The 23,979-nt window shown below is 71.8% G+C and carries 19 protein-coding genes; 12 read left to right on the top strand and 7 right to left on the bottom strand.

All coding sequences use genetic code 11. The annotated features are described in order from the left end of the window. Positions 1-79: 79 nt before the first annotated feature. Together O7609_RS11640 and O7609_RS11635 are read right to left on the bottom strand one after the other, a co-directional pair. The gene (locus O7609_RS11640) at positions 80-2,338 is read right to left on the bottom strand and encodes a (Fe-S)-binding protein (protein WP_269743542.1); all 2,259 of its coding nucleotides are present in this window, start codon (positions 2,336-2,338) and stop codon (positions 80-82) included. A 174-nt stretch (positions 2,339-2,512) separates the two neighbouring features. Further along, positions 2,513-3,586: a M23 family metallopeptidase gene (locus O7609_RS11635; RefSeq protein WP_269743541.1), complete on the bottom strand. Its 1,074-nt coding sequence runs from the start codon at positions 3,584-3,586 to the stop codon at positions 2,513-2,515. Between the two features lie 468 nt (positions 3,587-4,054). On the opposite strand from O7609_RS11635, the gene dnaK reads away from it, so the two are divergent. The 4 genes from dnaK (at position 4,055) to O7609_RS11615 (ending at position 8,362) form a co-directional block, all read left to right on the top strand. Further along, positions 4,055-5,923, top strand: coding sequence for a molecular chaperone DnaK (dnaK, locus tag O7609_RS11630; protein ID WP_269743540.1), 1,869 nt, complete (start codon positions 4,055-4,057; stop codon positions 5,921-5,923). Continuing rightward, entirely contained in the window at positions 5,920-6,618 is a 699-nt protein-coding gene (gene grpE, locus O7609_RS11625) for a nucleotide exchange factor GrpE (protein ID WP_269734871.1), read from the top strand. Before dnaK ends, grpE begins: the two co-directional genes overlap by 4 nt. Before the next feature lie 81 nt (positions 6,619-6,699). Next, the gene (dnaJ, locus tag O7609_RS11620; RefSeq protein ID WP_269734870.1) at positions 6,700-7,878 is read left to right on the top strand and encodes a molecular chaperone DnaJ; all 1,179 of its coding nucleotides are present in this window, start codon (positions 6,700-6,702) and stop codon (positions 7,876-7,878) included. A 1-nt stretch (position 7,879) separates the two neighbouring features. Then, on the top strand, positions 7,880-8,362 hold the full coding sequence (locus tag O7609_RS11615) for a heat shock protein transcriptional repressor HspR (protein ID WP_269734869.1): 483 nt from the start codon (positions 7,880-7,882) through the stop codon (positions 8,360-8,362). A gap of 48 nt (positions 8,363-8,410) precedes the next feature. Here the strand turns inward: O7609_RS11615 and O7609_RS11610 are convergent, their stop codons facing one another. Further along, on the bottom strand, positions 8,411-10,546 hold the full coding sequence (locus tag O7609_RS11610; RefSeq protein WP_269734868.1) for a SpoIIE family protein phosphatase: 2,136 nt from the start codon (positions 10,544-10,546) through the stop codon (positions 8,411-8,413). Positions 10,547-10,800: 254 nt separating this feature from the next. After that, positions 10,801-11,982, bottom strand: coding sequence for a lipase family protein (locus O7609_RS11605; protein ID WP_269734867.1), 1,182 nt, complete (start codon positions 11,980-11,982; stop codon positions 10,801-10,803). Between the two features lie 407 nt (positions 11,983-12,389). Here O7609_RS11605 and O7609_RS11600 point away from each other — a divergent pair, with 407 nt between their 5' ends. Together O7609_RS11600 and O7609_RS11595 are read left to right on the top strand one after the other, a co-directional pair. Beyond that, complete coding sequence (locus tag O7609_RS11600) at positions 12,390-13,040, top strand: hypothetical protein (RefSeq protein WP_269734866.1); 651 nt, start codon at positions 12,390-12,392, stop codon at positions 13,038-13,040. A gap of 83 nt (positions 13,041-13,123) precedes the next feature. Continuing rightward, positions 13,124-13,999: a hypothetical protein gene (locus tag O7609_RS11595; RefSeq protein ID WP_269734865.1), complete on the top strand. Its 876-nt coding sequence runs from the start codon at positions 13,124-13,126 to the stop codon at positions 13,997-13,999. 8 nt (positions 14,000-14,007) lie between these two features. Here O7609_RS11595 and O7609_RS11590 read toward each other — a convergent pair whose 3' ends face one another. After that, the gene (locus tag O7609_RS11590) at positions 14,008-14,412 is read right to left on the bottom strand and encodes a pyridoxamine 5'-phosphate oxidase family protein (protein WP_269734864.1); all 405 of its coding nucleotides are present in this window, start codon (positions 14,410-14,412) and stop codon (positions 14,008-14,010) included. Between the two features lie 25 nt (positions 14,413-14,437). Further along, on the bottom strand, positions 14,438-14,689 hold the full coding sequence (locus O7609_RS11585; RefSeq protein ID WP_269734863.1) for a hypothetical protein: 252 nt from the start codon (positions 14,687-14,689) through the stop codon (positions 14,438-14,440). A gap of 206 nt (positions 14,690-14,895) precedes the next feature. Here O7609_RS11585 and clpB point away from each other — a divergent pair, with 206 nt between their 5' ends. The 4 genes from clpB to O7609_RS11565 all read left to right on the top strand — a co-directional run bounded on the left by clpB (position 14,896) and on the right by O7609_RS11565 (position 19,267). Beyond that, a complete protein-coding gene (gene clpB / locus O7609_RS11580; protein WP_269734862.1) occupies positions 14,896-17,490 on the top strand; it encodes an ATP-dependent chaperone ClpB in 2,595 nt (864 codons plus the stop codon). Positions 17,491-17,630: 140 nt separating this feature from the next. Beyond that, the gene (locus tag O7609_RS11575) at positions 17,631-18,170 is read left to right on the top strand and encodes a YbjN domain-containing protein (RefSeq protein ID WP_269734861.1); all 540 of its coding nucleotides are present in this window, start codon (positions 17,631-17,633) and stop codon (positions 18,168-18,170) included. A gap of 264 nt (positions 18,171-18,434) precedes the next feature. Next, positions 18,435-18,920: a prevent-host-death family protein gene (locus tag O7609_RS11570; RefSeq protein WP_269743539.1), complete on the top strand. Its 486-nt coding sequence runs from the start codon at positions 18,435-18,437 to the stop codon at positions 18,918-18,920. Then, the gene (locus tag O7609_RS11565) at positions 18,917-19,267 is read left to right on the top strand and encodes a hypothetical protein (protein WP_269743538.1); all 351 of its coding nucleotides are present in this window, start codon (positions 18,917-18,919) and stop codon (positions 19,265-19,267) included. The genes O7609_RS11570 and O7609_RS11565 overlap by 4 nt, the downstream gene beginning before the upstream one ends. 116 nt (positions 19,268-19,383) lie before the next feature. Here the strand turns inward: O7609_RS11565 and O7609_RS11560 are convergent, their stop codons facing one another. After that, positions 19,384-20,553, bottom strand: coding sequence for a pyridoxal phosphate-dependent aminotransferase (locus O7609_RS11560; RefSeq protein WP_269743537.1), 1,170 nt, complete (start codon positions 20,551-20,553; stop codon positions 19,384-19,386). A gap of 1,111 nt (positions 20,554-21,664) precedes the next feature. On the opposite strand from O7609_RS11560, the gene O7609_RS11555 reads away from it, so the two are divergent. Next, positions 21,665-22,201, top strand: a complete 537-nt coding sequence (locus tag O7609_RS11555) for a DUF2617 family protein (protein WP_269734856.1) — start codon at positions 21,665-21,667, stop codon at positions 22,199-22,201. 64 nt (positions 22,202-22,265) lie between these two features. Further along, the gene (locus O7609_RS11550; RefSeq protein ID WP_269743536.1) at positions 22,266-23,954 is read left to right on the top strand and encodes a polyamine aminopropyltransferase; all 1,689 of its coding nucleotides are present in this window, start codon (positions 22,266-22,268) and stop codon (positions 23,952-23,954) included. Positions 23,955-23,979: the final 25 nt, after the last annotated feature.

Below are 23,979 nucleotides of genomic sequence, written 5' to 3'. Positions count from 1 at the left end.
GGTGCACAGCCCGTCTTGAAACTCATACTCCCTGACCGAAAACGACCAACTGTCGACCGAAAGTGTTCGATCCTCGGGGTTACGCCGGGGGAGCGGACTCGGAGGCCGGCACCCGCTCGACGCTCACCGACTCCAGGAGGAGTTGGGAGACGTCGACGACCTGGATGGTTTCCTGGGCCTGGCCTTCGTTCTTCTTGCCGTTGACGGAGTCGGTGAGCATGACGAGGCAGAAGGGGCAGGCGGTGGAGACGATGTCGGGGTTGAGGGAGAGTGCTTCGTCGACGCGTTCGTTGTTGATGCGTTTGCCGATGCGCTCTTCCATCCACATGCGGGCGCCGCCGGCGCCGCAGCAGAAGCCGCGTTCCTTGTGGCGGTGCATTTCCTCGTTGCGGAGGCCGGGGACCTTGCCGATGATCTCGCGGGGTGGGGTGTAGACCTTGTTGTGGCGGCCGAGGTAGCAGGGGTCGTGGTAGGTGATGAGGCCCTCTACCGGGGTGACGGGGACGAGTTTGCCCTCGTCGATGAGGTGTTGGAGCAGTTGGGTGTGGTGGATGACCTCGTAGTGGCCGCCGAGTTGGGGGTACTCGTTGGCGATGGTGTTGAAGCAGTGTGGGCAGGTGGCGACGATCTTCTTCTTCGCCGTGGGGAGTCGGGTGGTCTCGTCCTCGTCGTCTTCGCCGAAGGCGGCGTTGAGGGTGGCGATGTTCTCTTCGGCGAGCTGTTGGAAGAGGAACTCGTTGCCCAGGCGGCGGGGTGAGTCGCCGGTGCACTTCTCGTCGCCGCCCATGATGGCGAAGGTGACGCCGGCGATGTGGAGGAGTTCGGCGAAGGCTTTGGTGGTCTTCTTGGCGCGGTCTTCGAGGGCGCCGGCGCAGCCGACCCAGTAGAGGTATTCGACTTCGGTGAGGTCGTCGATGGTCTTGCCGACGACGGGGACGTCGAAGTCGACTTCCTTGGTCCATTCGAGGCGTTGCTTCTTGGCCAGGCCCCAGGGGTTGCCCTTTTTCTCCAGGTTCTTGAGCATGGTGCCGGCTTCGGAGGGGAAGGCGGATTCGATCATGACCTGGTAGCGGCGCATGTCGACGATGTGGTCGATGTGTTCGATGTCGACGGGGCACTGTTCGACGCAGGCGCCGCAGGTGGTGCAGGACCACAGGACGTCGGGGTCGATGACGCCGTTGTCTTCGAGGGTGCCGATCAGCGGGCGTTCCGCCTCGGCCAGTGCGGCTGCGGGTACGTCCTTGAGTTGGGTCTCGGTGGCTTTCTCCTCGCCTTCGGCGGTCTTTCCGCCGCCTGCGAGGAGGTAGGGCGCTTTGGCGTGTGAGTGGTCCCGCAGGGACATGATCATCAGTTTGGGGGAGAGGGGCTTGCCGGTGTTCCAGGCGGGGCACTGGGACTGGCAGCGGCCGCACTCGGTGCAGGTGGAGAAGTCCAGCAGGCCCTTCCAGGAGAAGTGCTCGACCTGCGAGACGCCGAACTGTGTCTCCTCGCCGCCCTCGTCGTCGAAGACCGTCTCGAAGTCGACCGGCTCACCACCCGAGGTCATCGGCAGAAGCGGCCCCAGCGCGTCACGTCCCCGGGCGTTGCGCTTGAACCAGATGTTCGGGAAGGCCAGGAACCGGTGCCAGGCGACACCCATGTCGATGTTCAGCGCGACCGTGATCATCCAGATCATCGTCGTGCCCAGCTTCACCATCGCCCAGAAGTAGACGAGGTTCTGCACGGTCGTGATCCCCAGCCCGCCGAACGCGGTGACCAGCGGGTACGAGACGAAGTACGCCGCCTCGTAGTGGTCGACGCCGTGCAGGGCGCCCTCGAGGCCGCGCAGCATCAGGATCGCGAGCCCGATGACGAAGATGACGTACTCGACGAAGTACGCCTGCCAGAACGTCGAACCGGCGAAACGGGACTTGCGGCCCGGGCGGGAGGGCAGGTCGAGCAGGCGGATCACCATGAGAGTGGCGATGCCGAGGGTGGTCATGAGCCCGATGAACTCGATGTACATCGAGTACGGCGTCCAGTCGCCGATCACCGGGAGCGTCCAGTCGGCCTCGAAGAGCTGGCCGTAGGCGTTGACGATGGTGGGCGGCAGGGTGAGGAAGCCGATCGCCACGAACCAGTGCGCGACACCGACGACGCCCCACCGGTTCATCCGCGTGTGTCCCAGGAACTCCCGGGTCAGTGTGGCGCTGCGGGCCTTCGGGTCGTCGGTGCGCGAGCCGGCCGGAACGGGCTGGCCCAGCTTCATGAAGCGGACGAGCTGGACGACGGCGCGCACGATGAGCGCCAGCCCGACCACGGACAGGCTCAGCGTGACGATGATCGCGAAGAGTTGCATGGCGGCTCCTCGGGCCCGGGCAGACGGAGGCGGCGTCTGTGGGGAGCGACCCGAGGCCCTCGAATGGCACCTTACGTGACGAGTGGCCCCGATCCGGGAGGTCGAACCCGCACGCGGCGCGACCCCGGGCACGGCGGCCCCGGGCGCGGCCCCCGCGCACGCGCGGCCGCGCGCTCAGAGCACGACGCCGTGGGCGCGGAGCCAGCCGACGGGCTCGAGGTGGGAGCCGTCCCGCGCGGAGCGGCGGACCTCGAAGTGCAGGTGCGGGCCGCTGGAGTTTCCCGTGGACCCCGAGAGGGCGATCTGCTGGCCCGCGCAGAGCCGCTGGCCGACGCCGACCTGGATGACGGACAGGTGGGCGTAGTGCGTGTAGGAGCGGTCGCCGTGGCGGACGACGATCTCGTTGCCGTAGGCGCCCGCGTACCCGGCGCGCACGACCGTGTCGGGGCCGACGGCGCGGACCGGGGTGCCGGTGGGTACGGCGAAGTCCTGGCCGGTGTGGCCGCGGAACCACCGGGCGCCCCGGGCCGCGTAGCCCGCCGTCAGCGCATAGGACGCCACGGGCCTCACCCAGCGGCCGGAGCCCTCGCGGGGGTTCCGGGGGGCCGGCGCGGCGGAGGCGCGTTCGCGGAGCCGGGCGGCCCGGGCCCGGGCGCGCTGGAGCTGGGCGTCCACCTGGCGCTTGAGCCGGTGGCGGCGTGCCTCCTCGGCCCGCAGGCGGCTCAGGGCGCGGTCGGCCTTCGCCTTCTGGCCGGCCAGGTCGGCGCGGGCCTGCCGCGTCGTCTCCGCCAGCCGGGCCGCGGCCCGGTGGCTGCGGTTCACGTAGGCGGAGGCGGCGAGGAACTCCTCGGGGGAGTCGGCGACCACGACCCGGGCCTCCGCGAGGGCGGTGCCGGTGCGGTACTCGCTGGCCGCGGCGGCGCCGACGGCCTGGCGCAGCCGTTCGTACTCGGCACGCTTGCGCTCCAGCCGTCCGGTGAGCGCGTCGACGGTGCGGCGCTGCCGCTCGGCGGCGGCCCGGGCCTGCCGGTACCGCTCGGTGACGCGGCCGGCCTGGCGGGAGATCCGGGCCGCGTCGGCGGTGGCGTGCTGCGCGGAGCGCAGCGGCCGGATGCCGGCCGGGTCGTCGCCGGGGGGCCGGGGCGGGGTGGCCGTCGCGGTGCCGCCGGTGAGGGCGGCGGCCAGTGCGGTGCCGGCCAGGAGCAGGGGCAGGGAGCGCGCACGCCGGTGCTGCGGGTGAGCCTGCACGGACACCATCTCCCGTCGGGGGAAGGGGGTTCACGAGGGGCACGGGGGTTCAGGTGGGTTCAGGGGGTCACGCGTGTTCACGGGTCACTCGCTGCCTTCTCCTGGGTGCGTGATCCTTAAATCGCGAACCGGGATAATGGCGACATATTTCCATCAGTGGCAGGAATAGGATGATGAGCCGACATCCTTCTTGTCAGGGGGCGTGAACCCCGGAAGGGGTAGTCGGCGTCTCGGCGGGTGGGGCGCCGGTGTCCGCGGTCTCCGCTCTCGCCGCTCTCCGGGTCCGCGAACCGTCTGAAGAGTTGCGAAGCCTCGGCATCGACGCTTGTGACCTGCGGTGATTCTCCTTCTGCGCGTGCACGCGTCAAGCTACTTGAGTCTGTCTGACTCAACTGCATTGACATCGGTGCACCCGTCATGCACGCTTGAGTCAGTTCCACTCAAGGCTTAACTGGAGGAGATCCCGAAATGGCACGTGCGGTCGGCATCGACCTGGGTACGACGAACTCCGTCGTCAGTGTCCTCGAAGGCGGTGAGCCCACCGTCATCACCAACGCGGAGGGTGCCCGGACCACGCCGTCCGTCGTCGCCTTCGCGAAGAACGGCGAAGTGCTGGTCGGTGAGGTCGCCAAGCGCCAGGCCGTCACCAACGTGGACCGGACGATCCGGTCGGTGAAGCGCCACATGGGCACCGACTGGAACATCAACCTGGACGGCAAGGACTTCAACCCGCAGCAGATCAGCGCCTTCGTGCTGCAGAAGCTGAAGCGGGACGCCGAGGCCTACCTGGGCGAGAAGGTCACCGACGCCGTCATCACCGTTCCGGCGTACTTCAACGACCACGAGCGCCAGGCCACCAAGGAGGCCGGCGAGATCGCGGGCCTGAACGTCCTGCGCATCGTGAACGAGCCGACGGCCGCGGCCCTCGCCTACGGCATGGAGAAGGAAGACCAGACGATCCTGGTCTTCGACCTCGGCGGCGGCACCTTCGACGTCTCGCTGCTGGAGATCGGCGACGGCGTCGTCGAGGTGAAGGCCACCAACGGTGACAACCACCTCGGTGGTGACGACTGGGACCAGCGCATCGTCGACTACCTGGTCAAGCAGTTCCAGTCCGGTCACGGCGTGGACCTCGCCAAGGACAAGATGGCCCTCCAGCGGCTGCGCGAGGCTGCCGAGAAGGCCAAGATCGAGCTGTCCTCGTCCACCGAGACGACGATCAACCTGCCCTACATCACCGCCTCCGCCGAGGGCCCGCTGCACCTCGACGAGAAGCTGACCCGGGCGCAGTTCCAGCAGCTCACGCAGGACCTGCTGGACCGCTGCAAGACCCCGTTCCACAACGTGATCAAGGACGCGGGCATCCAGCTCAGCCAGATCGACCACGTCGTTCTGGTCGGTGGCTCGACCCGTATGCCGGCCGTCGCCGAGCTGGTCAAGGACCTGACCGGCGGCAAGGAGGCCAACAAGGGCGTCAACCCGGACGAGGTCGTCGCCATCGGCGCCTCGCTCCAGGCCGGTGTCCTCAAGGGCGAGGTCAAGGACGTCCTGCTGCTCGACGTCACCCCGCTGTCCCTCGGTATCGAGACCAAGGGCGGCATCATGACCAAGCTCATCGAGCGCAACACCACGATCCCGACGAAGCGTTCTGAGATCTTCACCACGGCCGAGGACAACCAGCCGTCGGTGCAGATCCAGGTCTACCAGGGCGAGCGCGAGATCGCGGCGTACAACAAGAAGCTCGGGATGTTCGAGCTGACCGGCCTGCCGCCCGCCCCGCGCGGCGTCCCGCAGGTCGAGGTCACCTTCGACATCGACGCCAACGGCATCATGCACGTCTCCGCCAAGGACCTCGGTACCGGCAAGGAGCAGCGCATGACCGTCACCGGCGGCTCGGCCCTGCCCAAGGACGACATCGAGCGCATGATGCGGGACGCCGAGCAGTACGCCGAGGAGGACTCCAAGCGCCGCGAGGCCGCGGAGACCCGCAACCAGGCGGAGCAGCTCGTCTACACGACCGAGAAGTTCCTCCAGGAGAACGAGGAGAAGGTCCCGGCCGACACCAAGGCGGAGGTCGAGGAGGCCGTCAGCGACCTCAAGGAGAAGCTGAAGGGCGAGTCCGCCGAGGGCGACAACACAGCGGCCATCCGCGAGGCCACCGAGAAGGTTGCCGCGACCAGCCAGAAGCTCGGCCAGGCCCTGTACGCCGACGCCCAGGCCGCCCAGCAGGCCGCGGGCGGTGCCCAGGGTGACGGCGCCCAGGCGCAGGGCGGCGAGGACGACGTCGTCGACGCCGAGATCGTGGACGACGAGAAGCCGAAGGGTGGTGCGGCGTGACGGAGGAGACCCCGGGTTTCGACAACGACGAGAAGCCCGACGTCCCCGCCGACGCCTCCGCATCGCCTGATGAGGGTGCCGCCCAGGGCGCCGGGTCCGCCGAGGAGGCGGGCCCGGCGGCCGGGGCCGGGGACTCGAAGGAGCTTCAGGAAGTGGCGCTCACCGCGCAGCTCGACCAGGCCCGGACCGCGCTCAACGAGCGCACCCAGGACCTGCAGCGGCTGCAGGCGGAGTTCGCCAACTACCGCCGCCGCGTGGAGCGGGACCGCGTCGCCGTCAAGGAGATCGCGGTCGCCAACCTGCTCACGGAACTCCTGCCCGTGCTCGACGACATCGGGCGCGCGCGGGACCACGGCGAGCTGGTCGGCGGCTTCAAGTCGGTGGCCGAGTCGCTGGAGACGGTGGCGGCCAAGATGGGGCTGCAGCAGTTCGGCAAGGAGGGCGAGCCCTTCGACCCGACGGTGCACGAGGCCCTGATGCACTCCTACTCGCCCGACGTCAACGAGACGACGTGCGTGCAGATCCTGCAGCCGGGCTACCGCATCGGCGAGCGCACCATCCGCCCCGCGCGGGTCGGTGTCGCCGAGCCGCAGCCGGGAAGCACCTCCGGCGCCTCCGGCGAGGAGCCGGCGGCGCAGGGTGGCGACGAGCCGCAGGCCGCGGAGAAGGAGAACGGTGGCCCGGACGAGGGCTGACGGGGACGGGCGCCTCCGGGCGGGCCGCGGCGAGTGGCCCGCCCGGGACGTCGCAGGACGAGGGAAGGAGGGACGCCGCGGATGAACCTCAGCAGGGAAGTGCTGGAGAAGGACCTGTACAAGGTTCTCGGTGTCCCCAAGGACGCCACCGAGGCGGAGATCAAGAAGGCGTACCGCAAGCTCGCCCGCGAGTACCACCCGGACGCCAACAAGGGCGACGCCCGCGCCGAGGAGCGGTTCAAGGAGGTCGGCGAGGCCAACGAGGTCCTGTCCGACGCCGAGTCCCGCAAGGAGTACGACGAGGCGCGCGCGCTGCTCGGCTCCGGCGGGTTCCGTCCCGGGCCCGGCGCCGGGGGCGGCTCCTTCAACTTCGACCTGGGTGACCTCTTCGGCGGCACCCAGGGCGGCGGCAGCCCCGGCGGCGGCTTCGGCGGCGGCCTGGGCGACGTCTTCGGCGGCCTGTTCAACCGCGGCGGCGCCGGTACCCGGACGCAGCCGCGGCGCGGCCAGGACATCGAGTCCGAGGTGACGCTCAGCTTCACCGAGGCCGTGGACGGCGCCACGGTGCCGCTGCGGATGTCCAGCAGTGCCGCCTGCAAGGCCTGTTCGGGCACCGGGGACAAGAACGGCACGCCGCGCGTGTGCCCGACGTGCGTCGGGACGGGGCAGGTCAGCCGGGGCGGCGGTGGCGGCTTCTCGCTGACCGACCCGTGCCTGGACTGCAAGGGCCGCGGCCTGATCGCCGAGGACCCGTGCGAGGTCTGCCGGGGCAGCGGCCGGGCCACCAGCTCCCGCACCATGCAGGTGCGCATTCCGGCGGGCGTCTCGGACGGGCAGCGCATCCGGCTGCGCGGCAAGGGCGCCCCCGGGGAGCGCGGCGGACCCCACGGCGACCTCTACGTCGTCGTCCACGTGGACGCGCACCCCGTCTTCGGGCGGCGCGGCGACAACCTGACGGTCACCGTGCCCGTGACCTTCGCGGAGGCGGCGCTGGGTGCGGAGATCAGCGTGCCCACGCTCGGCGGCCCGCCGGTGACGCTCAAGCTCCCGGCCGGTACGCCCGGCGGGCGCACGATGCGGGCCCGGGGCAAGGGGGCCGTGCGCAAGGACGGCACCCGCGGGGACCTTCTCGTCACGGTGGAGGTGACGGTACCGAGGGAGCTGGGAAAGAAGGCCAGGGAGGCCCTGGAGTCCTACCGCGCCGCGACGGAGGGCGAGGACCCGCGGGCCGCGCTGTTCGAGGCCGCGAAGGGAGAATGAGGTGGACGGCCGAGGTGCACGCAGGAGCAACCCCGCTTCGCGCTTCCGCGGGGGTGGTCCCCCGTATGAACTGACCGACGAGTCGCCGGTCTACGTCATCTCGGTCGCCGCCCAGCTCTCGGGGCTGCACCCGCAGACCCTGCGCCAGTACGACCGCCTGGGGCTGGTCTCGCCGGACCGCACGCCCGGGCGCGGCCGGCGCTACTCGGCGCGGGACATCGAACTGCTGCGCGAGGTGCAGCGGCTCAGCCAGGTGGAGGGCATCAACCTCGCCGGCATCAAGCGGATCATCGAGCTGGAGAACCAGGTCTCGGCGCTCCAGGCGCGCGTCGCGGAGCTCCAGCAGGCCGTCGAGGGCGCGGCGGTGGCGATGCGTCAGCGCGAGGCGCAGGTGCACGCCTCCTACCGGCGGGACCTGGTGCGCTACGAGGACGTGCAGCAGTCCAGCGCGCTCGTCGTCTGGCGCCCCCGCCCCAAGGAATAGGCCCCGCCCGAGGAGTGGACCCGGCCGAGGAGCAGCCCGCGCGGGTCCTCAGCCGTTCCGCCGCGGGTCGAGCACGTGGGCGACGAGGACGGCGGCGTCGTCGTGGTCGTCCTGGAGGCCGGTGCTGCGCAGGTTGCGCAGCAGCCGGTCGCAGGTCTGTTCCAGGTCGCGCTGCGGGCCGTCGAGGAGCCCCAGCAGCCGCCCCAGCCCCACGTCGATGTCCTCGTCCCGCCGCTCGACGAGGCCGTCCGTGTAGAGGACGAGCCGGTCGCCGGGGCTGAGGGGCACCGTCGTGCTGTGGAAGCTCACGCCGCCCACGCCGCCGACGCCCAGGGGGGCGCCGGTGGGTACGTCCAGCAGCTCGGGCGCCTTGCCCTGCCGGACCAGGACGGGCGGGAGGTGTCCGGCGTTGGCGAGGCAGACGACGCCGAGGTGCGGGTCGTAGAGGGCGTAGGCGCAGGTGGCGATGTAGTTGTCGATCCCCGCGGTGATCTTGTCCAGGTGCCGCAGCAGGTCCGCGGGGTCGAGGTCCAGCTCGGCGAGGGTCTGCGTGGCGGTACGCAGCCGTCCCATCGTCGTCGCGGCGTTGATGCCGCTGCCCATGACGTCGCCCACGATGAGCGCCGTCTTGCCCCCGGTGAGGGGGAGGGTGTCGAACCAGTCGCCTCCGACCTCGCTCGCGGAGCCCGCGGGCTGGTAGCGGGAGGCGACGTCGAGGCCCACCAGGTGCGGCGGGTGCTGCGGGAGCAGGCTGCGCTGCAGGGTGAGGGCGGTGTCGCGCTGCCGTTCGTACCAGCGGGCGTTGTCGATGCACACGGCCGCGCGGTTGGCCAGCTCGACGGCCAGGGCCACGTCGTCGTGGTCGAAGGGCAGGGGGTTGCGGCCGCGCTTGAGGTCGAGGACGCCGAGGACCGTGCCGCGGGCGATCAGCGGCACGGCGAGGTAGGAGTGGATGCCGGCCCGGGCGAGCAGCGCGGCGGACTCCGGGTCGCGGGCGATGTTGCGCAGGTTCGACTCCGCCACATGGGGGACGAGGATGGGCCGACCGGAGCGGACGCAGCGGGTGACGAGCCGGTCGGGGCCGTAGCGGGCCGGCTCGCCGGGGGTGTCGGCGGCCCGGATGGCCTCGGTGGGGTAGCCGGCGAAGACGGCGAGGGCCCGGAAGACCACCGCCTCCTCGGGGTTCGTCGCGCGGCGCCCCTGGAGCGCGGAGTCGAGCACGTCGACGGCCGCGATGTCGGCCAGCTCGGGGACGGCGACGTCGGCGAGCTCGCGGGCGGTGGTCTCCAGGTCGAGGGTGGTGCCGATGCGGATCGAGGCGTCGGCCACCACGGCCAGCCGGTGCCGCGCCCGATCGGCCTCGATCGCGGCCCGGTGCCGGTCGGTGACGTCGACGACCGAGCCGGCCAGGCCCAGCACGCGGCCGGTGGTGTCCTCCAGGCGGTGGAAGGAGACGGACCAGGCGTGGTCGTGCTGGGGGTCGGCCAGGGTCCGGCCGACCGTGTACTGGTCGATGAGCGGGACGCCGCTGTCGAGGACCTGGCGCATGGCGCCCTCCAGCGCGGCGGTGTCCACCCCGGGCAGGACGTCCGCGACCCGGCGCCCTACGTGCTCGTCGAGGGGCAGCCCGTTGATCTTCGCCAGCGCCGGGTTGACGCTGACGTAGCGCAGGTCGCTGTCGAAGACCCCCAGCCCGATGGGCGACTGCTCGACCAGCCGCACCGACAGCGCCACGTCGCGCTCCACCCGGCGCAGGACGGACTGGTCGGTGGCCAGAGCGAGCGCGTAGACGTCCCCGAGGTCGTCCAGGAGCCGCATGTTGCGGAACTCCAGGATCCGGGTTCCGCCGTCCTTGTGCCGTACCGGGAAGCTCCCCGCCCAGCTCCCCTCCTCGCGGGCCATGACGTCGGCGAAGAGCTGGAGCACCATGTCGAACTGCTCCTCGTGCACCAGCAGCCGGGCGGCGTACTGCCCGAGCGCCTCCTCGGGGGTGTAGCCCAGGAGCGCCTGGGCCTGGGGGCTCCAGAAGACGATGCGGCCCCGGTCGTCCATGACGATGGCGGCCACGCCGAGGATGTCGAGCAGCTCGCCGCGCTCGGAGGGGTGGGGCTCGGCCCGGCGCCCGGGGCCCGGCTTCCTGAGGTGACCGGCCGCGTCGGCGTGCGGGTGCCCCTCAGCAGTCATCCCAGCCCTCCTTCCGCCCGCTGGGCGCGGACGCGGCGCCTGGTGGCCCCCGGCGCTGCTCTCGTGCTCCCATCATCCTCCGCGGCCGCTGGAGCGGCACGTTCCTTGCGGCCCCCGTTTCCGCCGGGTGGACGGTTCCTTCCCGGTAGGCGGTGCCTCCGGCGCGTGCGGTCCCCGTCCGGGCGGTGCGGACGCGCACCGGCGCACCGGCCGGGCCGCGGGGCCCGGGCGGTGCGCCGTGTCGAGCGGTGCCGTCAGCAGGTGGAGCGTGGCCGTTCGCCCGCGAAGCGTTCGCCCAGCCAGGTGAACACCTTCGGGTAGGCGGCGACGGCTCCGCCCACGTGCGTCGGCCCGAGGTTCCAGGAGAACTCGACGGTGGCGCCCCGGGCGCACCAGTCGGAGGCCAGGTTCCTGCCGAGGCGGTAGGGGATGACGTCGTCCAGCAGGCTGTGGGTGACCAGCGTCGGCACGGTCGGCCTGCGGTCCCCGATCCGCTGCTCGTCGACGACGGCCTTCCACAGCGGCTGCCTGAGGTACTCGGACAGCGGCTCGCCGCTCGCGGTCAGGCGCGAGGAGCGGGTGAACGCGTGCCGGGCCACGGCCTCGATGGTGCAGTAGCGCTTCGCCTCCTCGACGAACCTCTCGCCCCGGTCGTTGAGGTACGGGGCGGGGTCGATGCCGGCGCCCGCGGCGAGCCCCGATACGGCGTAGCCGAGGAAGCCCGCGTACAGCGAGCCGTCCAGCGTCTCGGCGACGGCGTTGAGGTCGGTGGGCACGGCACCGGCCGCGACGCCCCGGAGGTCCAGCTCGGGGGCGTACGCGGGGGCGAGCTCGGCGGCCGCGGCGGCGGCCCCGCCGCCCTGTGAGTAGCCGGTGATCGCCACCGGGCCGTCGTCCGCGATCCCGGCCTCCGGGAGCCGCTGGGCGGCGCGGACGGAGTCCAGCACGGCCTGCCCGGAGACGGCGCGGTTCACGTAGGTGTGGTCACCGGGCGTGCCCAGGCCCTCGTAGTCGGTGAGGACGACGGCGTAGCCGCGCAGGAGCAGCCCCTTGACGAAGAGGCCCTCGTACTCGGTGCCGGCGGCGAGCTGCCGCGAGGGTGCGCAGTGGTCGCCGAGGCCCTGGGTGCCGACCGCGTAGCCGACGAGCGGCCGTTCGCCCCCGCCGGTCCACGCGGCGCGCGGGGTGACGACGGTGCCGGTGACGGCGATGGGCTCGCCCGCCCCGTCGGTCGAGCGGTACATGATCCGGTGGACGTCCGCGTCCGCCTCGATCAGCCGGAACGGGTCGAGGTGGAAGACGGACGGCTCCGCGCGGATGACGTCGCCGTTGCCGGCGGGCAGCGTGGCGGGCGGCTCGTAGAACTCCGGACGGTCGGAGGCCGCCTGGGCGGGGGAGGAGACGAGCCCGAACGACGCCGTGGTCGCCAGGAGCACGAGCGCGGCGGCGGCCCGTCGCCGCAGGCGTGATGTCCTTGGGGCGCGTGACGTCCCCGGCGGGGTTCTCCGGCTCGGTCGGTGAGGGTGGGGCGCGTGCATGGACACTCCCGGGTGTATGTGGCCTGAAGGCGACCTTACGGTTCAGTAAGGTCGTTCGGAGGATCCGCCGTACGGGCACCCTTCGTCTACGCACGGAGGTGAGCGTCCCGATTTGAGACGCGTCACGAAACACGTCGCGTTCGCGGGCCGTCGGCGCGCACCCCGGAAGCGGGGCCGGGCGCCCGCTCCCGTACCCTCACGGGCCACGTGACCGTCGTCGACAAGAGACCCGTGAGTCCTGTGAGTCCCGCGAGACGCGTGAGACCTGTAAGACCTGGAAGACCGGTGAGATCGGTGAGCAGAAGATGCGCCTGAGACGTCCGCCGCGCTCCAAGGCGGCCGCGGCCCTGCTGCGTCAGGCCGCCGAAGGCCGCCCCGTCATCCACGTGAACAGGGCCGTCGTCTCCGGTTCGACACTGGCCAGGCTGGTCCTGCTCGGCCAGCAGCTCGGTTACCGGTACGTCGGACTGGACATCAGCCTGTTCACGCGGCGCCCGCCGAAGCTCACCCTGGAGCAGGTGGCCGACCCCGAGGTCCGTCAGCGGTCGGCCGAGGCGCTGGACGTCTACCGGCGCGCGGGCGGCGAGGAGCTCATGGCCCTGCCGCCCGCCCTCCCCGCGTCGGAACTGGAGCCCGCCAAGGTGATCGTGGCCCGGCTCAAGCTGGACGGGCTGGCCCGCGTGGAGGCACTGTTCGCCCCCATCCACATCGTCCTGCTCCTGGGGCTGATCTACGGCACGGGGTTCCTGCCCTTCCCAGGATGGTTCCCCCTGCTGGTGGGCTGCTTCTTCGCGGTGCCCTACCTGTTCCTGGCGTTCCTCCTGGGTCGGCGTGGGTACCGGCGGAGGCTGCGGAAGGCCGGATATCTGCCCGTAGAGGACGACTCCGGGCGCACCCGGTACGTGCCCGCGGCGCGGGTGCGGCACGGCGGCGTGACGGTTCCCGAGGCGCACTGAGCCCGCCGCGCTGCCGACCGCCGCGTCACCCGGTCGGCCGGGCAGCGGTGGCCGTGCCGCCCGGCGGCTCGCACGGTGTGGTGATGGAGCACATACGGACGGCGTCGGCAGCGCTGGCCACGGTCTTCGCCGCCATCGCCGTGGCCGGGACGACGGGCCCCGCGCACCTGACCGGGGTCGTCGGCGCCGGTCGCGCGGCCGAGGGCGCCGACGTGCGGGGCGCGCCGTGGACGAGGCCGGGCGTCGCCACCGTGGGCAAACTGGTGACCGAGCTGGGGGACGGGCGGTTCGGGGTCTGCTCGGGCGCGATAGTGGACTCGCCCAGCGGCAGCGTCGTCGCGACGGCCGCGCACTGCCTGACCTCGCCCGCGCACCCGCGAGGCCCTCGGAACGCCTGGTTCGCGCCCGGCTACGGCGTCTCCGGGCACAGCCCGCCGGCCGGTGAGGCCGGGCCCGGTGACGTCGCGGAGCACGGGTGGAAGGTCGTCTCGTACCACACGCCGCCGGGGTGGGACGTCAACCGCGGCCTGGAGGACATACTCCCGCACGACTACGCGTTCGTGACGGTGGAACGACGCGACGGCCACAGCATCCAGGAGGCCTTCGGGGCGAACGCGCTCGACTTCGCGCCGGTCGACGCCACGGTTCCGGTGCAGCCGATGGGATACCCGGCCGCCGCGCCCTACGACGGCGCGACCCTCGCCCACTGCGCGGGCCGCGCGGAGCTCCTGACGTCGGGGACGGCACACGCGGCGAACGTCGGCGGTCTGCTGCTCCAGCCCTGCCGGCTCACGCGGGGGGCCAGCGGGGGGCCCTGGCTCCAGCACTACGACGCCGGGGCCGGGGCGGGCACCGTGGTGGGCGTGATGTCCGTGGGCAGCGGGGACGGACGCGTCCTCGGCCGCCCGTTCCCGGCGAAGGCGGGCCGCGCCCTGTTCGCGCAGGCCGACGCAGCCTGAGCCGTGCCTCAGGCGCGGCCCATCGCCCGGTCGACGGTGATCTCGATGACGACGCGGTCCGGGTTGGGCCGCGGGGTGCGCTCGTACCGCTCGGCGTACCGCCGCACGGCGTCGGCGACGGCGTCCGGATCGGTACGGACGGCGGCCGTCCCCTCCAGGGTGGCCCAGCGGCGCGGCGCGAACTGGCAGACGGCGACCCTCGCCCCACCCGGCCCCGCGGCCCGGACGTGGGCCACCTTCCGGCTGTTCCCGTCGGAGATGACGCGGGCGATCCCCTCCTCGGGGGCCCAGGTGACCCCGACGGGGACGACGTGCGGCGTGCCGTCGGGCCGGATCGAGGTGAACGAGCACACGTGCCGCTCACGCCAGAACGCCAGGTACGCGGGGCTCAGCGCCTTCGGGTCGACTCCCATCCGAGCAGGGTATGCGCGGCCCGGCTCAGAGCAGGTCCGAGGTGTCCAGCTCGAAGCCGAACGGGTCGGGCAGCGGGAGCGGCTTCCCGAAGCTCGCGGACGTGGTGCGCGTGTAGTCGTCCTCGACGGGCTCGCTCAGCAGCGGCGGTGGTGTCACGACGATGTTCCCCTCGATGAGCTCGGCCTTGAAGCCTTCGGGGGTCTCCAGGGCCAGGAAGCTCTCCAGGAGGAACTCTTCCTGCGTCGGCGTGGGCGTCGGCTCCGGCGTGGTGGCCATAACCGTCATAGCGCCCCCCTGTGTGGTCGGCTACCGGTGTGGTCGGGTCCTCTGCCGGCGGGAAAGCTCTGACCAGGCACTTCACCCGATCGAACGATCACGGAGCACCCCGCCCCCGCTATTGAGCCTGATGCGCTCAACTTTGTGTACCCTGTATCCATCAGGGTCAGCATCTGCCGTGTGGAGTACGAGGAGGAACGTCGACCGTGGACGCCGAGCTGACGAACAGGAGCCGGGACGCGATCAGCGCGGCCGGCAGCCGTGCCCTGACCGGCGGGCACGCCGACATCACCCCGGCCCACCTGCTCCTCGCCCTGCTGGAGGGGCAGGACAACGAGAACATCCAGGACCTGCTGGCGTCCGTGGAGGCGGATCAGGCGGCCCTGCGCTCGGGGGCCGAGCGACTCCTCGGCGCGCTCCCCGTGGTGCAGGGCGCCTCGGTGGCCAAGCCGCAGGCCAGCCGGGAGCTCCTGGCCGCCGTGGCGGACGCCTCGCAGCGGGCGAAGGAGCTGGGGGACCAGTACGTGTCCACCGAGCATCTGCTCATCGGCGTCGCGGCCAAGGGCGGGCAGGCCGGGGAGCTGCTGCGCGGTCAGGGCGCGACGGACCGGAAGCTGCTGGAGGCATTCGCCGCGGCCCGCGGGGGCCGCCGGGTGACGACGGCGGACCCGGAGGGCACGTACAAGGCGCTGGAGAAGTTCGGCACCGACCTGACGGCCGCGGCCCGTGACGGCAAGCTCGACCCCGTCATCGGGCGCGACCAGGAGATCCGCCGCGTCGTGCAGGTGCTGTCCCGGCGGACCAAGAACAACCCGGTGCTGATCGGCGAGCCCGGCGTGGGCAAGACGGCCGTCGTCGAGGGGCTGGCCCAGCGGATCGTGAAGGGAGACGTGCCGGAGTCGCTGCGCGACAAGCGGCTGGTCGCCCTGGACCTGGGCGCGATGGTGGCCGGGGCCAAGTACCGCGGTGAGTTCGAGGAGCGGCTGAAGACGGTTCTCGCGGAGATCAAGGAGAGCGAGGGACGGATCGTCACGTTCATCGACGAGCTGCACACCGTCGTCGGCGCGGGCGCCGGCGGGGACTCGGCGATGGACGCGGGCAACATGCTCAAGCCCATGCTGGCGCGCGGCGAGCTGCGCATGGTCGGCGCGACGACGCTGGACGAGTACCGCGAGCGCATCGAGAAGGACCCGGCGCTGGAGCGGCGCTTCCAGCAGGTGCTGGTGGCCGAGCCGAGCGTCGAGGACTCGATCGCGATCCTGCGCGGCCTGAAGGGCCGGTACGAGGCGCACCACAAGGTGCAGATCGCCGACAGCGCGCTGGTGGCCGCGGCCGCGCTCTCCGACCGCTACATCACCTCCCGCTTCCTGCCGGACAAGGCGATCGACCTGGTGGACGAGGCCGCCTCGCGGCTGCGCATGGAGATCGACTCCTCACCCGTCGAGATCGATGAGCTCCAGCGTTCCGTGGACCGGATGCGGATGGAGGAGCTGGCGCTCTCCGGCGAGTCGGACCCGGCCTCCGTCGAGCGGCTGGAGAAGCTGCGCCGCGATCTGGCGGACCGCGAGGAGGAGCTGCGCCGCCTCACCGCGCGCTGGGAGAAGGAGAAGCAGGCGCTCAACGCGCTCGGTGAGCTGAAGGAGCGGCTGGACGAGCTGCGAGGCCAGGCCGAGCGGGCCGAGCGCGACGGCGACTTCGACACCGCCTCCAAGCTGCTCTACGGCGAGATCCCGTCCGTCGAGCGGCAGCTGGAGGAGGCCGCCCGGGCCGAGGCCGAGCAGGAGGCCGCCCCCGACACGATGGTGAAGGAGGAGGTCGGCCCGGACGACATCGCCGACGTCGTCGCCTCCTGGACGGGCATCCCGGCCGGGCGGCTGCTGGAGGGCGAGACGCAGAAGCTGCTGCGGATGGAGGAGGAGCTCGGCCGCCGCCTGATCGGGCAGGGCGAGGCCGTGCGGGCCGTCTCGGACGCGGTGCGCCGCACCCGCGCCGGCATCGCCGACCCCGACCGGCCCACCGGCTCGTTCCTCTTCCTCGGCCCCACCGGCGTCGGCAAGACGGAGCTGGCGAAGGCGCTGGCCGACTTCCTCTTCGACGACGAGCGGGCCATGGTCCGCATCGACATGAGCGAGTACAGCGAGAAGCACTCGGTGGCCCGGCTCGTGGGCGCCCCGCCCGGCTACGTCGGCTACGAGGAGGGCGGGCAGCTCACGGAGGCGGTGCGGCGGCGCCCGTACACCGTCGTGCTGCTGGACGAGGTGGAGAAGGCGCACCACGAGGTCTTCGACATCCTGCTCCAGGTGCTCGACGACGGCCGGCTCACCGACGGCCAGGGCCGCACCGTGGACTTCCGCAACACCATCCTCGTCCTCACCTCCAACCTCGGCAGCCAGCACCTCATGGACCCCCTGGCCAAGCCCGAGGACCAGCGGGAGAAGGTGCTGGCGGCGGTTCGCCAGGCCTTCCGCCCCGAGTTCCTCAACCGGCTGGACGACCTGGTCGTCTTCTCCGCGCTGAGCGGTGACGAGCTGGAGCGGATCGCGCAGCTGCAGATCGACGCGCTCCAGCGGCGCCTGGCCGACCGGCGGCTTAGGCTGGAGGTCACCGAGGCCGCCCGGCACTGGCTGGCGGTTGAGGGCAACGACCCGGCGTACGGCGCGCGTCCGCTGCGCCGACTGGTGCAGACCGCGATCGGTGACCAGTTGGCCCGGGAGATCCTGAGCGGTGAGGTGCGCGACGGCGACACCGTCCGGGTCGACGTCGCCGGGGGCGGTCTGCTCGTCGGACCGGCCACCGGCTGAATCCCGCGGACCCCCGGTCCGGCGGGCCATCCGCCGACGTCCTCCCGGCGTTTTCCGCCGGACGGCCCACCTGGCCGGGGTTGCGGGGACCGGGCCGTCGTGGGGGAGGATGGCCGCAGCCGTACGAAGGGAACACCTACGTGAGCATCGACCCGTCCTCGATTCCCAATTTCGGGGGCCAGGAGCCGCAGCAGCCGCAGGGGGGTCAGCCGCAGGGGCCGATCATCCCCGACCAGGACCTGGTCAAGCAGCTGCTCGACCAGATGGAGCTGAAGTACGTCGTCGACGACGAGGGCGACCTCGCGGCGCCGTGGGAGCAATTCCGCACCTACTTCATGTTCCGCGGCGAGAAGGAGCAGCGGGTCTTCTCGGTCCGTACGTTCTACGACCGGCCGCACTCGATCGACGACAAGATCAAGATCCTCGAGTCGATCGACGACTGGAACCGCCGCACCCTGTGGCCCAAGATCTACACGCACACCCACGACGACGGCACGGTCCGCCTCATCGGCGAGGCCCAGATGCTGATCGGCACCGGTGTGTCGCTGGAGCACTTCGTCTCCAGCACCGTGAGCTGGGTGCGGGCGTCCATCGAGTTCGACAAGTGGCTCGTGGAGTCGCTCGGGCTGGAGAAGGACGCCGAGTCCGGCCCCGAGGGTCCGGAGAGCACCGAGGGCTGACCGGCCCCCACTCGACAGGGGCGCGGCCCCGGACGCCAGGCGTCCGGGGCCGCACTCATACCCGGGCTGAGCCCGGCCGTGCCCGGGCTCAGCCCCGACCCGCCGGGCTCAGCCCCGACCGCCGTCCGCCGCGGACTTCAGCCGTGTGACCGCCTCCTCCAGCACGGGGACCGCTTGCAGAAGGCGAACCGCACGTAGGGCGCGCCCTCGACGCCCTCAGCGCGGTGGATGGAAATCAGAACTTGGTCAGATTACAGTCTGAGTATGGCCATTTTGCGCTCGGCATCCGAACCGGAATCCGTCTCGTTCACCGATCTGTCCCGGAACCCGAAGGCGGTCGCCGCGAGGGCCGCCGCCCTGGGGCGCCTGCGCGTCACGCACCGGGACGCGCCCGACATGGTGCTGACCACGGCCATACAGGCAGAGCGCAGCGAGGAGAACCTGACCACTGCGTCCCGGCTGTTCCTCGCCCTGATGAAGCAGGACGGAGGCGCCAGGTCGCTTCTGCTCGCGCTGCCCGAGGTGTTCCCGTGGGTACGGCATTTGGACGACGAAGAGGTCCGGGAATTCACCGTCGAGCTCCTGGAAGCACTGTCCGACGCCGCTGAACTGGGGGCCAGGGAGGCTGTGCACCGAACGATCGTTTCGTGGCGGGCAACGGCCCGCATCAACGCCGACCCTGACCAGCTCAGGGAAGCGCTCCGCCCACTTGGTGACGCCGACCTAGGCCCGGTCGAGGTGCCCGAGTGAGCCCGAAGAAGGGCGACCGGGTCAGCGTCCCCCCGCTGAGCGGCTGGAACGTCATCCACGGGACGACGGAAGCCGCGACCGGCTGGGAAGAGCTGTGCCGGGTGGCGCTGCCGAGTGCCCACCGTTGTCTTGAGGCTCTTCGTTCGGAGCCGACGTCGCGGGCCGACTGGAGCCGTCAGCACCAGCTCCGTGGCAGGCACGCCACCAGGCAGTGGAAGGGCTCCGAGCTGGAGCAGTGGGAGTACGAGATCACCAGTGGCGGCCGCGTTCGGTACCTGGTCAGCCGGGAGACCTCCACGGTGATCCTGGTGTACGCCTCCCCGCGACACCCGAAGGACACGGAATAGCGGCCCGCACTCCGGCGAGGAGCCCTTCTTGCCGCCCCGGGCGCTTCCAGCCGGGCCTTACCGATCGTCGCTTACCTGGCCGGCCTCGCCGGGCCCCCTCCGGCGAACCGGCGAAATCAGGACGCCAGGCGTTGCAGACGGGCCGCGGCCTCGTGGAGGACGTCGTCCTTCTTGCAGAAGGTGAAGCGGACCTGGCTGCGCCCCGCGTTGGGGTCGTCGTAGAAGACGGAGTTGGGGACGGCGACGACGCCGCAGCGTTCGGGGAGGGCTCGGCAGAAGGCGTAGGCGTCCTTCTCCCCGAAGGGGGCGATGTCGGTGGTGATGAAGTACGTGCCCTGGGGCTGGTAGACCCGGAACCCGGCCGCCCGCAGGCCCTCGCCGAGCAGGTCGCGCTTGCGCTGCAGGTCCGCGCGGAAGTCCTCGAAGTACGTTCCCGGCAGGCGCAGGGCCTCTGCGACCGCGTACTGGAACGGGCCCGCGCTGACGAACGTCAGGTACTGCTTGGCGGTCCGCACTGCGGCGATGAGTGCGGCGTTCGCCGTCACCCAGCCAACCTTCCACCCGGTGAAGGAAAAGGTCTTGCCGGCGGAGGAGATGGAGACCGTGCGCTCGCGCATACCGGGGAGCGTCGAGATCGGGACGTGGGCGGCGCCGTCGAACGCCAGGTGCTCGTACACCTCGTCGGTGACGATCAGCAGGTCGTGTTCGACGGCCAGCGCGGCGATAGAGCTCTGCTCCTCGGCGGTGAGTACCGTGCCGGTCGGATTGTGCGGGGTGTTGAGGAGCAGGAGGCGCGTCTGCGGGGTGATCTTGGAGCGCAGTTCGTCCAGGTCCGGCCGGAAGGACGGGGCGCGCAGGGTGAGCGGGACGCGGTGGGCGCCGGCCATCGCGATGCAGGCCGCGTAGGAGTCGTAGTAGGGCTCAAAGGCGATCACCTCGTCGCCGGGTTCCAGCAACGCGAGCATGGTCGCGGCGATCGCCTCCGTCGCCCCTGCCGTGACCAGGATCTCGGTGTCGGGGTCGAGGCTCAGGTCGTAGAAGCGGTGCTGGTGGTCGCCGATGGCGGTACGCAGCTCCGGGACGCCCGGTCCCGGCGGGTACTGGTTGCCCCGGCCGTCGCGCAGGGCGCGGACGGCAGCCTCGCGCACTGCCTCAGGGCCGTCGGTGTCGGGGAAGCCCTGGCCCAGATTGATCGAGCCCGTCGTGGCCGCCAGGGCCGACATCTCCGCGAAGATCGTCGTCCCGAGCCCGTCCAGCCTGCGGTTCAGCAACGGCCTTGTGCCCATGTCTCCACCGTTCTCACTCGGTTACCCCTCGCGCTTCTTGGGGGCCATCCTGACTCATCGCCGGCCCTTCCCGCGCGGAGTGCGGGGATCTTCGAGGGCCGAGGACCACGAGCCCCGGCCTCGTCCTGCTCGACGGTCGGCTCACGGAGAACGCCGGCCTTGGCGGAGATGTCTCCCAAGAGCGTGTCCCGCAGGGTGTGCAGCGTCGCGATCTTGGAAACCAGGAGCCGTTCCACCGCCTTGCGCGCTGTCTCCTGGTAGCGGGAGGCCAGCTCGTCGATGAGGCTGAAGGCTCGGTGGTAGGCGGTGAGCACATCCGGGTTCCGCAGCGGTGAGCGCGGCCTCGGTGAGGGGTGGGGGAGTGCCGAGCAGCAGGGGCGGGGTGTGGTCGGTCGCCGATCGCCCCCGGCGCGGCGCAAGCTCTGAGCTTGCTCAAGTCGGCTTTGGGCGGCGCGGGGTGCGGGCATCCGCCTGGCAACGGCCTGCTCCGTCGGGGGGCGGGGCAGTTCGGAGGGGGCTGATCGAGATGGGTGGGCTCGTCGTCGTCGTGCTGGTGTGCGCGGTCGTGGCCGCGGTCGTAGCGGTGCTCGTGGCGAGGGTCGGATCGGGTTCGGGCCCGGCCAGGGGCGTGCGCCGCTCCGCGGGGGCGCCTCCCTCTACGGCGCTTCCAGCGGTTCCGACGGGGGCTCGTCCTTCGACGGCAGCGCGGGCGGCTGCGGTGGTGGCGGTGGCGGCGGCTTCGACGGTGGCGGTGGCGGCGGCGGTGGTGACTGCGGCTGACCTGCGAGGAGGTCGCTGAACGGGGTCCGGTCCGGCCCCGCCCGACGGGGGTGCGGGCGAGACCCGGCCCCGGTGTGAGAAGCGCATATGCGGGGTGAAAACCGCACGAACGTTGAACAGATGACCACTACCGCCCCCTCCGGTATGGAAACGTCCAGAAGTTGGGTAAAACCGCTGTGGACTCGGTGTCGAGCGTGATTCGGTGAGGGCGTATCAGGAGCCCATGCGGGCACGAGCCGGCGATCTCAGGAACTCGAGGTGCATCCCCGCCCAGTGGCCGGCCCACCCCTCAACCGGCCCATCACTCCACACGTGCTTGCGGAGCCGATCCATGCTCACCACGCTCAAGACCGCCTACACCGACACCCGCGCCGGCGACCTCGCCTGGGCCCTGGGGCGGGAGCCGCTCCCGGCCCTGGCCACGCTCGATCTGGAACTTGACGGAATCCGGGCGCAGTTGAGGCTGCTGGGCGCCTCCCACCAAGTGCTACTCGACGACGAGAGCGGCAGCTGCTCGGAGACGGTGGCCTGTATGCCGGGGAGCAGCAGTCCCCTGCCGCTCGGTGTGTCCAAGCGGCTGGGGCGCTGGGAGTACGCGTTCGCGACTCGGGTCGAGACCCTCTCCCGGGGTTCGTTCGCAGGGCGGGCGCAGGATCTGCTGGCCCTGGTGGCCGAGCACCCGAACGGGCTGGCCGGGACGTTCCCCGGCGACCCCTACGCCTTCACCGCGCTGCTCGTCCAGCGCCACGGCGGGCAGGTCTCCTGGCGTACCTGGCACGCGTACCCGCAGGAGGGGCGGCTCGTGGCCACGCGGACCCGGGTCACCGTGGGCGCGGGGGAGGCGGCGGGAGCAGCGGCGCCGGGCTGAACCGGTCGGATTGCACTCGTGTGGGTGACGCTGTGCAGGTTTGGCGTCACGTAGCGTTCCCGGCATGATCGATCAGCCCGTGTCCGGGCGGGCGGTACAGCCCGACGTGTCGCGGCGGGCTCCGGAGGACACACCCGTCCGGCTGCCCGTGCGGCCGGGGCTCGGCCGCTTCCTCGTCCTGTGCTCGGTGTTCGTCTGCGCCGCCTGCGGGCTGGTGTACGAACTCGCCCTCGTCGCCCTGGCCTCGTACCTCACGGGCGACTCGGTCGCCCAGGCGTCCATCGTGCTGTCGGTGATGGTCTTCGCGATGGGCGTGGGGTCGCTGGTGGCCAAGCGGCTCCGATGCCAGGCCGTCTGCTGCTTCGGGCTGATCGAGTGCCTGCTCGCGCTGGTCGGCGGCGGTTCGGTCATGGCGCTGTTCGCGGCGTTCGCCTGGTTCGGCGCGTCCCGGGGCGTGGTGGTCGCGTTCTCCCTGGCCATCGGGGTGCTCATCGGGGCCGAGATGCCGCTGCTGATGACGCTCATCCAGCGCATCCGGGCCCAGGACGCGAGCAACGCCGTCGCGGACCTGTTCGCCGCCGACTACGTGGGCGCCCTCGTCGGCGGGCTCGCCTTCCCCTTTCTGCTGCTGCCGCTGTTCGGACAGCTCGTCGGGGCCCTGCTGGCCGGGGTCGTCAACGTGGCCGCGGGCGGGCTGCTCGTCCTGTGGCTCTTCCGGCACGACCTCACGCCCAGGAAACGGGCCGCTCTGGCCTCGGTCTTCGCCGTCGTGCCCGCCCTGCTCGGCGGGGCCGCCGTCTTCTCGGAGCCGTTCGAGGAGGCCGCCCGGCGAGCGGTCTACGGCGGCGAGGTACGCGTCGCCGTACACAGCGACGTCCAGGAGATCGTGCTCATGGAGGGCGGCGGCGGGCACGGGCGGCAACCCGGCGCCGCCGCACACGGCCCGTGCGGGCTGGAACTGTACCTGGACGGGCGGCTGCGGGTCTGCGGCACGGACGAGGCCCGCTACCACCAGGCCCTCGTCCGTCCGGCCATGGCGGCCGGACGGGCCGAGCGGGTGCTCGTCCTCGGCGGTGGCGACGGGCTGGCGCTGCGGGAGGTACTGCGCCACCCGGACGTCGAGGAGGTCACGCTCGTCGAGCTCGACTCCCGCGTCGTCTCCCTGGCCCGCACCGACGCGCGGCTCAGCGCGCTCAACGACGGCTCCCTCGACGACCCCCGGGTGCGGGTGGTGATCGCGGACGCGTTCCGCTGGCTGCGCGCCTGGCCTCAGGAGGGGGAGCCGCCGTACGACGTCGTCGTCTCCGCCCTGCCCGACGCCCGGCTGGCGGAGAGCGTGCGGCTGTACTCCCAGGAGTTCTACGGGCTGCTCTCCCGGGCCCTCGCGGACGACGGCCGCTTCGCGGTGCACGCCGGCTCGGTCGGCGGGGCCGGGCACGCCTTCTGGACGGTGGAGTCCACCCTGCGGGCGGCCGGGCTCCACCCCGTGCCGTACGCCGTCGACGGCCGGACCTCGGGCTTCCCGGCCGACACCGACCGCGGCCAGCAGGAGGCCGCCGTCGGGCCGCACCCCGCCGACTGGGGCTTCCTGCTGGCCTCCCCCGGCGCCGTGCCCCCGCTCGGGCTGGGCGCCGGCGCTTCGGGCCCCGGCGCCCTCACCCGGGCCGACCTGGACCGCGCGGCGGCCAGCGCCGAACGGCTGCGGATCCCCGGCCTGCCCCCCTCCACGCTGCTGCATCCGCGCTACGGCTGACGGCCGCCGACGCCGGGTGCCGAAA

The organism is Streptomyces sp. WMMC1477, assembly GCF_027460245.1.
In the GTDB taxonomy this organism is placed as follows: Bacteria; Actinomycetota; Actinomycetes; order Streptomycetales; family Streptomycetaceae; genus Streptomyces.
This window is presented reverse-complemented; position numbering and strand designations above follow the sequence as displayed.